The sequence below is a fragment of the Formosa sp. Hel1_31_208 genome (assembly GCF_900104785.1).
GTDB lineage: Bacteria > Bacteroidota > Bacteroidia > Flavobacteriales > Flavobacteriaceae > Psychroserpens.
In genome coordinates this window covers 1,805,135-1,819,267 of record NZ_LT629733.1, presented here as the reverse complement: position 1 = coordinate 1,819,267, position 14,133 = coordinate 1,805,135, and the positions used below count along the sequence as shown (strand labels likewise).

The window sequence follows — 14,133 nt, the reverse complement described above, 5'->3', positions numbered from 1 at the left end:
ACTTAGCTTTATGCGAAGATACTAAATATTTGCTATCGATTTGATTTCTGAAATAATCCTATCTGCTAGGTCAACAGCCTCATGTTGGCTAGGAGCTTCGGTATAAATTCGAATAATTGGCTCGGTATTACTTTTTCGCAAATGCACCCATGAATTGGTAAAATCGATTTTAACTCCATCAATAGTTGTCAACTTTTCATGTGCATAATTTTTTTCCATAACTTCTAATATGCCATCGACATCCAAATCAGGTGTTAATTGAATTTTTTTCTTACTCATAAAGTAATTCGGGTAAGAGGCTCTCAATTCGCTCACGGTCATATGACCTTCGGCCAATAAACTTAAAAACAAAGCCACACCAACAAGCGCATCTCTTCCATAATGCAATTCCGGATAAATAACACCTCCATTTCCTTCACCACCAATAACAGCATTGTTTTTTTTCATAAGAGTGACAACATTTACCTCTCCAACGGCACTGGCTTCATAAGTCCCTCCATGTTTTTCGGTGATATCGCGCAATGCTCGAGTAGAACTCATATTACTAACGGTATTTCCCGGTATTTTACTTAATACGTAATCGGCACAAGCTACTAAGGTATATTCTTCTCCAAACATGTCTCCGTTTTCATCCATAAAGGCTAAACGATCAACATCTGGATCTACAACTATTCCAAAATCAGCATTCGCCTTAACAACAGCCTCTGAGAGATCTGTTAAGTGTTCTTTTAACGGTTCTGGATTATGAGGAAAATGTCCGTTTGGCTCACAATAAAGCTTTACTGGATGTACTCCTAGTCGTTCTAACAACATCGGTATTGCAATACCTCCTGTCGAATTCACACCATCAACAACCACTTTAAAATTAGCTTTTTCAATTGCTTTTTTATTGACAAGATTCATCGCTAATACCTCATCAATATGCATATCGATATAGGCATCGTTTATCGTTATTTTACCCAAGCTATCCACATCAGCAAATGACATCTCATCTGTTTCGGCTATTTCTAAAATCTTAGCTCCTTCTTCCGCATTTAAAAACTCGCCTTTGGCATCTAATAATTTAAGTGCATTCCATTGTTTTGGATTGTGACTAGCTGTAAGTATGATACCACCATCAGCATGTTCCATAGGCACTGCAATCTCAACTGTTGGTGTGGTCGATAATCCTAAATCAATAACGTGAATACCCAGTCCAACTAACGTATTCATGACTAAATTTTGAATCATTTCACCCGAAATACGAGCATCTCTACCAACAACTACACGATAGTGTTCTTTATTGCGTTGCTGTTTGATCCACATACCATAAGCAGATGCGAATTTTACAGCATCAATTGGTGTAAGATTATCACCAACTGTTCCTCCAATAGTACCACGAATTCCTGAGATTGATTTTATAAGTGTCATTATCTAAATTTAGTTTTCAATTTTAAAAAAAAGGTTTCAAAATATTTATAAGACAAGTGTGCCATAAGTATCGTTAGTGCAAAAGTCAATATATAAATTAAAAGAAGTGTTATGTCATCACTAAAAATTTCAAATTGTTGCACTTTCAACATGACAAATACAACAAAATTCAACGCAATAACATGAAACATATATATTCCATAAGAAATATGTCCCAAATGACTTAACAGCTTATTATTAATTCGCTTACCCCAATTATTATGTGCGAGTGTATGAATGAAAATGCTAAATAATAGCATCGTAATTGCATTAGTAATCCAGACTTGTGAGAATCGAAATAGGTCTGTAGTAAAGTAAAGTATCACTGATGCTACGATTACAATAGGGATTACTGGAGATCGTTTTAAAAACTCTAAATGCTGTTGCTCCTCCAAAATTGCAATGATACCCCCAGCGAATAATAGGAAATAAACAAACTTATACGTGCGAAGCAGATCTAATACGTGCAAATGAAACAAGATAAAATACCCAAGTGTTAACAACGATAATACCGGTAAGATTTTCGATTTCCTAATAAAAAACAACATCGGTGCAATCATCAAATAAAACTGTTCTTCGATACCAATAGACCATAAGATCTCCAAAATACCACCAGGCTGGTATAATTTTCCGAAGATATTAGGCAGAAAGAAAGTCGTTAATACTATCCCTTCGCCAAGGTTATAATTGTTTTCGTAAGGTATGTGTAGTGCTGGAAGAATAAGCCAGTAAAATAAAAAACCAAAAATCACAATCAAGTAATACAAAGGAAATATCCTTAGAATACGTCTCATGTAAAATTTCCGGATAGAAAATGCATCGCGCTGCTTTTGCCTATAGATCAATCTAATAATCAAAAATCCACTTAAGACAAAAAACATATAAACCGCTTCTGTGCCTCTATTAAAAATTGGAGCATCAATACTATAGGGCAATCCTTGGTTTCGGCATAGCTGAGGGATATGAAATAACATCACCAAGGAAGCTAGTAAAAAACGTAAGGGATCTAAATTTGGTAATCTATCCAATTTTAAACATTTAGAACTCAAAAATACATATATTTATTGAATGAATTTTCTAGCCCATATTTATCTATCAAATGATGATGACGAGATTACTATTGGCAATTTTATTGCAGATGGTATTCGTGGAAAACGCTACCAAAAATATCCTTTAGGAATTCAAAAAGGGATATTGTTACACCGCCAAATTGATACGTATACAGACGCACACCCTACAGTGCGCTTAAGCACCAAACGATTACATAAAAACTACAGTCACTATAGTGGTGTGATTGTCGATATTTTATACGATCATTTTCTGGCTAAAAACTGGAATCATTACTCCAAAATTCCATTGGAAGATTATACTGAAAATTTTTATAATCTGATGACTGATAATTTTGAAATCCTGCCAGCTAGAACTCAAAAGATGATGCCACATATGATTGCTGGAAATTGGCTTAAAAGTTATGCCGAAATTGAAGGCATTCAAAAAGTACTAGATGGTATGAATAGAAGAACCTCTTACAAATCTGGCATGCATAAAGCAACAGCCGAGCTTCGGCAATTCTATGCAGAGTTTGAAACAGAATTCACTTCCTTTTTTGAGGAACTCACAACTTTTTCTAAACATATTTTACAAGACCTTCATGCACAATTTAACCATGACCATTAAACAGTTGTTCATAGCGCTTTGCGTTATATTATGCTTTTTTTCTTGTAAACAAGGAAAAAAAACGACCTCTGAACGTGGTCTCACTGCTAAAACTGCTATGGTAGTTTCTGCTCGTAAGGAAGCTTCAAAGGTTGGAAGTGCCATTCTCGAACAAGGCGGCAATGCTTTTGATGCTATGTTTGCAACAGAAATGGCCTTAGCTGTGACTTATCCGTATGCGGGAAACCTAGGAGGCGGCGGATTTATGGTATATCGTTTAAATACAGGAGAAACCGGAGCACTTGACTATCGTGAAAAAGCCCCTTTAGCAGCTTCTAAAAACATGTATCTGGATTCCCTCGGGAATGTGATTCCATATAAAAGCACAGTTGGCGCTTACGCTGTTGGTGTGCCAGGCACCATTGCCGGTATCTTTGCTGCTCATGATAAATTTGGAACCCTGCCCATTGAAATCTTATTGCAACCTGTAATTGCGCTTGCAGAACAAGGGTTTATAGTGACCGAAAAACAAGAACAACGGTTTGCACAATACGATAGCATTTTTGAGGCCGTAAATGGTAAAACACTACTGTATAACAAGAGTGTTAAAGCACATATAACCTTTAAGAATTTAGCCTTAGCAAAAACCTTAAAACGCATTGCTGAATATGGACGTGACGAATTTTACACGGGGCAAACCGCTGCCAAAATCGTAGAATTCATCAATCAACATGGAGGTATTATTACAACCGAAGATTTGGCGCTTTATCAAGCAAAATGGCGCGAACCCATTAGTTTTCAATATGATGATTTAACTATTATTTCAATGTCTCCTCCCTCAAGTGGCGGACTCTGTCTTGCACAAATCATGAAAATGATTGAACCTTACGATATAAGTCAGTATGGTGCAAACTCATTAGAAGCGATTCAAGTGATGGTGGCTGCAGAAAAACTCGCTTATGCCGATCGTAGTTACTACTTAGGTGATCCAGATTTTGTTAAAATTCCTATTGAAAATTTACTTGACGATACCTATCTCAACAACCGTATGCAGCATTTCTCATTCGATAAGGCTATCCCATCCGATTCAATCTCATTTGGAATTCTCCCCAATTACACGATGAAATTCTCAGAACCATTTCAATATCAAGAACAGGAAGAAACCACACACTACTCCATTATAGATCAATTTGGTAATGCCGTCTCGGTTACCACAACACTTAATGGTGCTTATGGCTCTAAACTCTATGCAGATGAATTGGGCTTTTTCTTAAATAATGAAATGGATGATTTTAGTAGTAAGCCTGGCACTCCTAATGTTTATGGGCTCCTAGGTGGAGAAGCAAACGCTATTGCTCCACAAAAACGGATGCTTAGTGCTATGACACCAACTATAGTTGAAAAAAATGACGAGCTTTTTATGGTGGTGGGAACGCCTGGAGGGTCCACAATCATAACTTCTGTTCTGCAAACTATTTTAAATGTTCATGAATTTAATATGACCATGCAAGAGGCGGTCAATGCACCAAGGTTTCATCACCAATGGTATCCAGATGCCATACGAATGGAAGTAGATTTCTTTTCGGATGATCTTTTATACCAGTTAACATCTAAAGGTTATTATATCAACAAGAAAGCACCTCCAATTACTGCAAAGGTGGATGCTATTTTAGTTTTGAAAGATGGGAGTTTAGAAGGAGGTGCCGATTATCGTGGTGACGATACAGCTGTTGGTTTCTGAACGTTTGTAATCATTTGATCATATCATACTGGTTTAAATTTCTCTTTTTTACAATTGATTCCAAAATCGTTTCTGCAATTTTGTATATTTAGGTACAAAATAATCCAACCACATTATGAAACGTATAATTCTCGGTCTTTTAGGCCTTATTACTATGGGTGTATCTGCCCAAAACACAAAATTATTACGACAACCAACACTTCATGGCAATGAGGTGGTTTTTGTCTATGCTAATGACCTTTGGAAAGCCTCCACATCTGGCGGTATTGCCATAAGATTAACCAGTGATGACGGTTATGAATCAAATCCGCACTTTTCAAATGATGGAAAATGGATTGCGTTTACTGCACAGTACGATGGTAATATTGATGTATATGTCATCGCTTCAGAAGGGGGAGAACCACAACGTCTTACCTACCATTCAACAGGTGATTTTGTGCAAGGTTGGACTCCAGACGGAAAGGTCTTATTTCGCTCTGGTCGAGAAGGTCGACCTACCCAAACCACTAAATTCTTTACGGTATCGATCAAAGGTGGTATACCCGAAGCCATAGACATACCGCGTGTTGCTTATGGTGAAATATCTCCAGATGGAAAACATATAGCTTACACGCCTATTACCAGCTGGGATCCCGAATGGCGTAATTATCGTGGCGGACAAGCCATGCCTATTTGGATAGTAGATCTAAAAACTAAAGAATTAATTAGAACACCTCAGCTAGATAAAGAACGTCACCTTGACCCTGTATGGCTCAATGGTGTTGTGTATTATTTATCCGAACGTGATTATACGAGTAATATCTGGTCATTTGATCCAAAATCACAAACTGAGCAACAAATGACTTTTCATAAAAAGTTTGATGTCAAAAGTTTAGATGCTAGTGCTTCAATGATTGTTTATGAACAAGGAGGCTTATTACATACTTTAAATCCGACTGACAAATCAACTAAAATACTCAATATAGAAGTTAAAGCCGATTTAAATTTTTCTCGTTTACGCTGGGAAGATGTTGCCGGCAGACAATTATCAAATCCTAATATTTCACCCAACGGCAAACGCGCTGTTTTTGAACATCGGGGAGAAATCTTTACCGCGCCTAAAGAAAATGGTACATGGAGAAACTTAACCAATTCATCGGGTATTGCTGATCGCGCTCCAATATGGTCCCCTAAAGGAGATCAAATTGCTTGGTTTTCTGATAAAAGTGGTGAATATCAATTGGTTTTAGCAGATCAAAATGGTCAAAATCAACAATACATCAAACTCCCAAATAACACCTTTTACTTTCAGCCAGACTGGTCACCAGACGGAAAACATATTGCCTATACCGATACCGATTACAACATTTGGATTATTAACTTAACTTCTAAAAAAGCAGTGATTGCTGCAACAGATCGATATGCACATCCAAATAGAGCTATGAATCCTGTTTGGTCTCCTGATAGTAAATGGATTGCATTTGCAAAACAAAACGAAAGCCATTATAAATCGATTTTTGCTTATCACGTAGACACTAAAAACACTGTCCAACTTACAGATCCAATTGCTGACGCTATTAGCCCAGTTTGGGACGCTTCAGGGAAATATTTATATACACTTGCTAGTACAAATTATGGTCTAGCAACAGGCTGGCTGGATATGAGTTCTTATGATCCGGAAACAACGCGCAGTTTATATACGGTAGTACTAAATTCTACCGACAAAGCTCCAAATCATCTTAAAACCGACGAGGAAGCTTCCGAAGAAAAAGGAGATAAAAAAGAGACTGACGCCTCTAAAGACGATGCAAAAGATAAAAAAGAGGAAAGCGTAACAGTTACCATTGACACCAATGGTTTATGGGACAGAGCTGTTGCCATGAGTCTACCAAATGGCAATTTTGTTGCCCTTGGAAAAGCACCTAAAGGACATGTTTTTGTTGTTGAAGCTACTGATGATGGTTTAAAGGTACATGATTACGACGCTGAAAAAGATAAAGCCAGTGATTTTGCAGATGGCATTGGGAATATGGTGATTTCCGAAGATCGCAAATCGACACTTATTAGTAAAAATGGCTCTTGGGCCATTGTTGGCACTTCAGGAAAAGCAGATTTTAGTAAGGGAAAAATAAATACGAATCTAAAAATCAAAATAAACCCAAAAGAAGAATATCATCAAATCTTTAAAGAAGGCTGGCGTTATATGCGTGATTTCCTGTATGTCGATAATGTGCATGGTGCACCTTGGGATGATGTGTATAAATGGTATTCGCCATGGATTGACCATGTACGTCATAGAACAGACCTAAACTACGTTGTAGATATAATGAGTGGTGAAGTTGCTGTCGGGCATTCATATGTGCGTGGTGGTGATCTTCCCGATGTTGATTTTGTTCCGGTAGGATTATTGGGTGCAGATATAAAAGCTGCAGATGGAAAATATCAAATCACAAAAATTTATAGCGGTGAACGCTGGAACCCAGGAACTAATGCGCCGCTAGCACAACCAGGTTTGAACATTAATAAGGGAGATTACATTTTAGCAATCAATGGCACAGAGGTCTCAGCAAATATGAATCCATATCAGTTGTTAGAACAAACCGCTGGACGCGAAATTAATATTACTGTTAATAATAAACCAGTGATGGATGGCTCGCAAACGGTTATAGTTAAACCTGTTCGCAGCGAACGTAATTTACGTTACTTGGATTGGGTAGAAGGTAACCGCCGAAAAGTTGATGAGCTTTCAAATGGGAAATTGGCATATGTCTATGTTCCAAATACAGGTAATGGCGGATTTACCTCATTTAACCGTTACTACTTCTCACAACAAGATAAAAAAGGAGCTATTATTGATGAACGTAATAATGGCGGAGGATCTGCTGCCGATTACATGATTGATATCATGAATCGAAAACTGTTCGGTTATTTCAATAGTAAAACTAATGATAACCGTCCGTGGACAACACCTATGGCTGGTATTTGGGGGCCAAAAGTGATGATCATCAATGAGCGTGCAGGTTCTGGTGGTGATCTACTGCCTTACATGTTTAAAATGGCAAAAGTTGGAACCATAGTAGGAACTAGAACATGGGGAGGACTTGTAGGGACTTGGGATACACCACTTTTTATTGATGGTGGTCGTATGGTCGCTCCTCGTGGTGGGTTTTACGATGTAGATGGAAATTGGGCTGTAGAGGGCGAAGGCGTTTCTCCTGATATTGAAGTGATACAACACCCAAAATTAGTGAGTCAAGGTAATGATCCGCAATTGGAACGAGCTGTCCAAGAAGCAATGAATCAGTTGAAAAATAACGAATTTAAATTAATGCCTGAACCCGCTGCTCCAATAAGATCTATGCGACCAAAAGGCTATAAAAACGATAATTAATTTGAAGAAAGATTTCGATGTGGTTATCCTAACCGATAGTCGCTACCTCAACGATTCAAAAACAGACGAGTATAAACATAATGTCTATTATGAAGATCGAATAGTGTATCACGCCTTAGAGCAAGTCGGACTGAAAACACTTCGGCTTGCTTGGGATGATATGTTTTTTGATTGGTCGACAACCAAATCTGTATTGTTTCGCACCACTTGGGATTATTTTGATCGATTTGATGAGTTCTCACAATGGCTTGAAAACGTTTCAAAACAAACCACTCTATTAAATTCTGAAGCAATTATCCGCTGGAATATTGACAAGCACTATTTACAAGACCTTCAACAAAAGGGCGTTCGCATTGCAGAAAGTCATTTCATTGAACAGGGCGCAAAAGTAAGCTTATCACAATTGCATGATATACTGAATTGGAGTGAAACTGTTTTAAAACCCTGTATTTCAGGAGCCGCAAGACACACCTACAAACTTAGTCTTGAAAACCTAGATACACATGAAGTAAAGTTCAAAGAATTGATTGCTAATGAAGCTATGATGCTTCAGCCCTTTCAAAATAACATAATAGCTAAAGGTGAAGTGTCAATGATGGTTTTCAATGGTGTGTTTTCTCATGCCATTCTGAAAAAGGCAAAACTAGGAGATTTTAGAGTCCAAGATGATTTTGGCGGAAGCGTTCATAATTACAATCCTTCAACAACCGAAATTGATTTTGCAGAATTTGTGGTCAAGGCTTGCCCAGAATTACCCATATATGCAAGAGTAGATATTTTTGAAGATAATGATGGTGAGATCGCCCTTTTAGAATTAGAACTCATAGAACCCGAATTATGGTTTAGACATCATAAGAAGGCAGCGCTATCTTTAGCCCAAGGTGTAAAAGAAAAATTGAACTAGTATTTTCAGAATATCGATAAAAAATTATATTACAGTGCCTAAACCGAAAAAAATTCTAAAATTCATTGGAGGCGTTATCATCTTTTTTACGCTCCCGTCACTCCTGTTTTTTGCTTTTATGTATTTCAAATACAATGAAGAGCTCCCAACAGGCGAACAAGGAGTAGCTGCAGATCAAGTAGCCATGCAAATGCTAAATGCACTTAATCATGACGCCTACAAGGCGACAGACCATATTGAATTTACTTTCAAAAAGCGACATCACTACAAATGGAATAAGGCTAAAAATACTTGTGACGTGTTTTGGAAAAACGTAAAAGTGCAATTGAACCTGAGTAATAGCGACAAATCGAAAGTCTTTATTTCAGACATCCCTTATGATGGTATTGAAGTTCAGGATTATATTAAAAAAGCTTTAGACTACTTTAACAATGACACATTCTGGCTAGTAGCGCCTTATAAAGTTTTTGACGAAGGTGTAGAACGCAGATTAGTAAAGATAGAGGACGAAAAAGACGCCTTATTAGTCACTTATACCTCAGGTGGATCCACGCCTGGTGATTCATACTTATGGCATTTTGACAACCAAGGTAAGCCCAAAAGTTTCCAGATGTGGGTAGATATTTTGCCAATTAACGGATTGGAAGCTTCATGGAGCGATTGGACCATAACAGATACCGGTGCACAACTCCCAAGCTTTCATAAATTGATGTTTTTGGGATTGGAGATAGACGATTTAATAACTAAAGATTTGATAGAATAATTTTTTCAAATATTAACCTCCCTTCTGCCCAACAAATTGTTGCGACTTCAGTTTAAACAATACATTGAATGTTGTTAAACTTCCATAACTCCTAGTTATATATTGCTGTAAGTCTATCTTTTCTTGTTCATCGAGATTCTTACTCGAATTAATCTTTTGTTCCATGACTCGCAAGCGATCACGAACCATAGTGATTTTATGAAAGAAACTATCTATCGGTAATTCCTTCCCTTGCAAATCGGTGTCACCAGGTTCCATAATCAATTTCCCGCCTTTCCATTTGTCTGCAATGTGCACAACCTCAGTCACATCACTCCATCGTTTTAAAATTTGAACTAAGCTACTTTCAACTTCTGCGAAACTAACAGTATCTACATCATCGTCACAGGCCTCAATAACTTCGAAATCGCTATCAATATCTATCGTTTCTAAGCCCTTATCTATAAAGGTTATCCAATAATGCTTTGAGGTCACGTTGGTGACTACACCTTTTCCAAATTCACTATGGTCTATTCTTGATCCTATTCCTAGTATTTGCATCTGTCTCCTATTTTATAATTTCTATTACAAGTATAACAAATCCGAGACTAAACTTCACAAGAATTTAACATCTAAAATCGTACCTTTGCAACTTTGCGAGCAAACCGCGCAATTCCAGGACTATTTATGAATAAATTTAATGACGCTATAGAGGTTAAAGGTGCCAGGGTGCACAACCTAAAGAATATTGATGTAAGCATTCCAAGAGAACAACTTGTAGTTATTACAGGCTTATCTGGAAGTGGTAAATCCTCTTTAGCGTTTGATACTATTTATGCTGAAGGACAACGTCGCTACATCGAAACCTTTTCCGCTTATGCACGACAATTTTTAGGCGGATTAGAACGACCCGATGTTGATAAAATTGACGGACTGTCTCCAGTCATTGCCATTGAGCAAAAAACAACGAGTAAGTCACCGCGTTCTACCGTAGGAACTATTACTGAAATATATGATTTCTTGCGTTTATTGTACGCACGAGCGAGCGATGCCTACAGTTATAACACGGGAGAAAAAATGGTAAGCTACAGCGATGAGCAAATCAAAGCACTCATTAAAGATAGTTATAAAGGCAAAAAAATTAATATCCTCTCACCTGTCATTCGTTCGCGTAAAGGACATTATCGTGAACTTTTTGAACAAATTGCGAAACAAGGTTTTGTTAAAGTTAGAGCCGATGGTGAAGTACGAGACCTAGTGAAAGGAATGAAGCTAGACCGTTACAAAATACACGATATAGAAATCGTCATTGACAGACTTAAAATTGACGATTCAATAGATAATGATAAGCGTCTTTCAGAAACGATTAATACAGCCATGTATCATGGTGATGATGTCTTAATGGTACTTGATCATGAAACGAACAAAGCACGATACTTTAGTCGTAATTTAATGTGTCCGTCTTCTGGTATTTCCTATCCTAATCCAGAACCGAATAACTTTTCCTTCAACTCACCAAAAGGTGCCTGTCCAACATGCAATGGCATTGGGACCTTGTATCAAGTAAATGAACATAAGATTGTTCCAGATGACAGCTTATCTATCAAAGCAGGAGCTTTGGCGCCCCATGGACCACAAAAGAGCAGCTGGATTTTTAAACAATTTGAAACCATTGCACAGCGCTTTGATTTCAGTTTAAGTGACCCCTTTTCGGGAATACCTGCTGAAGCTAAACAAATGATTATGTATGGTGGAAACGATAAGTTTTCAGTAGAAAGTAAAACTCTAGGGGTAACACGAGAATACAAAATCGATTTTGAAGGTGTCGCCAACTTTATTGAGAGTCAATATAATAATGCCGAAACCACTTCATTAAAACGTTGGGCTAAAAATTATATGGATAAAGTTGATTGCCCTACTTGTGAAGGCTCAAGACTTAGAAAAGAATCTTTATATTTTAAGGTCAATGGATTAAACATTGCCGAATTGGCTAATAAAGACATTGTACATCTAGCAGCTTGGTTTAAAGATTTAAACCCGTATTTAGGGGTAACTCAATTCAAGATTGCAGAGGAAATATTAAAAGAAATTAAAACGCGTATTCAATTTTTATTAGATGTTGGATTAGATTACCTCTCTTTAAACCGTAGCTCCAAATCTTTATCTGGAGGAGAAGCACAACGCATTAGATTAGCGACACAAATTGGTTCGCAATTGGTAGGTGTGCTTTATATTTTAGATGAACCAAGTATTGGTCTCCATCAGCGTGACAATGAAAAACTAATTAATTCCTTAATCTCATTAAGAGATATTGGTAACTCCGTAATCGTCGTAGAACACGATAAAGATATGATTGAGCGTGCTGATTATGTGATTGATATTGGTCCGAAAGCAGGAAAATACGGCGGTGAAATAATTAGCATTGGAAGTCCTGAAGAACTTCTAACACATGACACCCTAACAGCCGACTATCTCAATGGTAAAAAATCGATTCCTGTGCCAAAACAACGACGTAAAGGTAATGGCAAATCTATTCTACTTAAGGGCTGTACGGGTAATAACTTAAAAAATGTGTCTGTAGAATTTCCATTAGGAAAAATGATAGGAGTTACAGGTGTTTCAGGTAGTGGGAAATCAACATTGATCAACGAGACCCTTTATCCAATTATGAATGCGCACTATTTTAATGGTGTAAAAATACCTATGCCGTACAAAAGCATTAAAGGCCTAGAACATATAGATAAAGTGATTGATATTAACCAATCGCCTATTGGTAGAACTCCTAGAAGTAATCCAGCAACTTATACTGGAACCTTTAGTGAAATTAGAAGCTTGTTTGCGAAAATTCCTGAGGCAATGATTAGAGGCTACAAGCCTGGTCGTTTTAGTTTTAATGTAAAAGGGGGACGCTGTGAAACATGCCAAGGTGGTGGATTGCGAGTGATTGAAATGAATTTCCTCCCAGACGTTTATGTAGAATGTGAGACCTGTCAAGGAAAACGTTTCAATAGGGAAACTTTAGAGATTAGATACAAAGGAAAATCGATAAGTGACGTTTTAGATATGACCATTTCCGAAGGAGTAGATTTCTTTGAACATATTCCAAAAATTCATAAAAAATTAAAGACCATCAAAGACGTAGGTTTGGGTTATATCACATTAGGACAGCAAAGTACAACCTTATCTGGTGGTGAAGCTCAGCGTATTAAACTAGCGACAGAACTGAGTAAACGTGATACAGGAAACACCTTTTATATTCTTGATGAACCTACTACAGGTTTGCATTTTGAAGACATTAGAGTTTTAATGTTAGTTCTAAACAAACTAGTTGATAAAGGAAATACGGTATTAATTATTGAGCATAATTTGGATGTTATTAAAATGGCAGATTATATTATTGATATTGGTTATGAAGGCGGCGAAGGTGGTGGAAAGGTGGTGGCCAAGGGGACTCCAGAACATCTTATTAAAGATAAAAAAAGTTACACTGCCAAATTTCTTAAAAAAGAACTAAATTAGAAGTTGTCTAAAAAAGTCAACAGCGACAAGTAAAATATTTATAATATATGAGAAAAGAACAAAGCCATAAACGCTGGAATGAAATAAAGACAAATGACTCATGGGCTATCTTTAAAATTATGGGAGAGTTTGTGAATGGTTACGAAAAACTGAGCAAAATAGGGCCCTGTGTGTCTATTTTTGGATCTGCCAGGACAAAGCCTAATCATAAATATTATAAACTCGCAGAAGAGGTAGCCTCTAAAATTGTTGATCATGGCTATGGCGTGATTACTGGTGGTGGACCCGGAATTATGGAAGCAGGTAACAAAGGTGCTCATATTGCAGGAGGAACTTCGGTTGGTTTAAATATCGATTTGCCTTTTGAACAACATGATAACCCGTATATTGATAGTGATAAGAGTCTTGATTTTGATTATTTCTTTGTAAGAAAAGTTATGTTTGTAAAGTACTCTCAAGGATTTGTTGTGATGCCTGGAGGTTTTGGAACGCTAGATGAGCTTTTTGAAGCTATTACACTTATTCAAACGAATAAAATTGAAAAATTCCCTATCATTTTAGTAGGAACAGAATTTTGGGAAGGTCTAATTGACTGGGTTAAAAAAACCTTATTAGAAGCTAATAATAATGTTAGTGAAAAAGACCTTGAGTTGATTCACATGGTTGACTCGGCTGAAGAAGTGCTCACGATACTTGATAAATTCTATAATGAGTCTGACTTGAGTCCGAATTTCTAAACCAACATTTAGCAT

10 protein-coding genes are annotated in these 14,133 nt (G+C 37.1%); 7 read left to right on the top strand and 3 right to left on the bottom strand.

The features are described 5' to 3' along the window. Positions 1–21: 21 nt before the first annotated feature. Positions 22–1,410 (bottom strand): phosphoglucosamine mutase, encoded by a 1,389-nt coding sequence (glmM, locus tag BLT57_RS08265; protein WP_091424765.1) that lies wholly within the window; start codon positions 1,408–1,410, stop codon positions 22–24. Next, positions 1,410–2,477, bottom strand: a complete 1,068-nt coding sequence (locus tag BLT57_RS08260) for an acyltransferase (RefSeq protein WP_157717149.1) — start codon at positions 2,475–2,477, stop codon at positions 1,410–1,412. Before BLT57_RS08260 ends, glmM begins: the two co-directional genes overlap by 1 nt. 40 nt (positions 2,478–2,517) lie before the next feature. Here BLT57_RS08260 and BLT57_RS08255 point away from each other — a divergent pair, with 40 nt between their 5' ends. From BLT57_RS08255 to BLT57_RS08235, 5 genes are all read left to right on the top strand, one after another. Next, positions 2,518–3,126, top strand: coding sequence for an ACP phosphodiesterase (locus tag BLT57_RS08255; RefSeq protein ID WP_091424761.1), 609 nt, complete (start codon positions 2,518–2,520; stop codon positions 3,124–3,126). Continuing rightward, positions 3,116–4,846: a gamma-glutamyltransferase gene (ggt, locus tag BLT57_RS08250; RefSeq protein ID WP_091424758.1), complete on the top strand. Its 1,731-nt coding sequence runs from the start codon at positions 3,116–3,118 to the stop codon at positions 4,844–4,846. Before BLT57_RS08255 ends, ggt begins: the two co-directional genes overlap by 11 nt. A 115-nt stretch (positions 4,847–4,961) precedes the next feature. Further along, on the top strand, positions 4,962–8,216 hold the full coding sequence (locus BLT57_RS08245; protein WP_091424755.1) for a S41 family peptidase: 3,255 nt from the start codon (positions 4,962–4,964) through the stop codon (positions 8,214–8,216). A gap of 1 nt (position 8,217) precedes the next feature. After that, positions 8,218–9,120, top strand: coding sequence for a RimK family alpha-L-glutamate ligase (locus BLT57_RS08240; protein ID WP_091424752.1), 903 nt, complete (start codon positions 8,218–8,220; stop codon positions 9,118–9,120). A gap of 34 nt (positions 9,121–9,154) precedes the next feature. Continuing rightward, positions 9,155–9,883, top strand: a complete 729-nt coding sequence (locus BLT57_RS08235) for a hypothetical protein (RefSeq protein ID WP_231928659.1) — start codon at positions 9,155–9,157, stop codon at positions 9,881–9,883. Positions 9,884–9,895: 12 nt separating this feature from the next. Here BLT57_RS08235 and BLT57_RS08230 read toward each other — a convergent pair whose 3' ends face one another. Then, positions 9,896–10,423 carry a hypothetical protein gene (locus BLT57_RS08230; RefSeq protein WP_091424748.1) on the bottom strand — a complete coding sequence of 176 codons (528 nt, stop codon included), beginning with the start codon at positions 10,421–10,423 and terminating at the stop codon, positions 9,896–9,898. 126 nt (positions 10,424–10,549) lie between these two features. Between BLT57_RS08230 and uvrA the strand changes: the two genes are divergently transcribed. Both uvrA and BLT57_RS08220 read left to right on the top strand, forming a co-directional pair. After that, a complete protein-coding gene (uvrA, locus tag BLT57_RS08225; protein WP_091424745.1) occupies positions 10,550–13,381 on the top strand; it encodes an excinuclease ABC subunit UvrA in 2,832 nt (943 codons plus the stop codon). Between the two features lie 47 nt (positions 13,382–13,428). Further along, positions 13,429–14,118, top strand: coding sequence for a TIGR00730 family Rossman fold protein (locus tag BLT57_RS08220; protein ID WP_091424742.1), 690 nt, complete (start codon positions 13,429–13,431; stop codon positions 14,116–14,118). The last annotated feature ends 15 nt before the right edge of the window (positions 14,119–14,133 follow it).

Coding starts and splice junctions, on each gene's coding strand:
- glmM (WP_091424765.1), bottom strand. CDS start 1,410: ATGACACTTATAAAATCAATCTCAGGAATTCGTGGTACTATTGGAGGA.
- BLT57_RS08255 (WP_091424761.1), top strand. CDS start 2,518: ATGAATTTTCTAGCCCATATTTATCTATCAAATGATGATGACGAGATT.
- ggt (WP_091424758.1), top strand. CDS start 3,116: ATGACCATTAAACAGTTGTTCATAGCGCTTTGCGTTATATTATGCTTT.
- BLT57_RS08245 (WP_091424755.1), top strand. CDS start 4,962: ATGAAACGTATAATTCTCGGTCTTTTAGGCCTTATTACTATGGGTGTA.
- BLT57_RS08230 (WP_091424748.1), bottom strand. CDS start 10,423: ATGCAAATACTAGGAATAGGATCAAGAATAGACCATAGTGAATTTGGA.
- uvrA (WP_091424745.1), top strand. CDS start 10,550: ATGAATAAATTTAATGACGCTATAGAGGTTAAAGGTGCCAGGGTGCAC.
- BLT57_RS08220 (WP_091424742.1), top strand. CDS start 13,429: ATGAGAAAAGAACAAAGCCATAAACGCTGGAATGAAATAAAGACAAAT.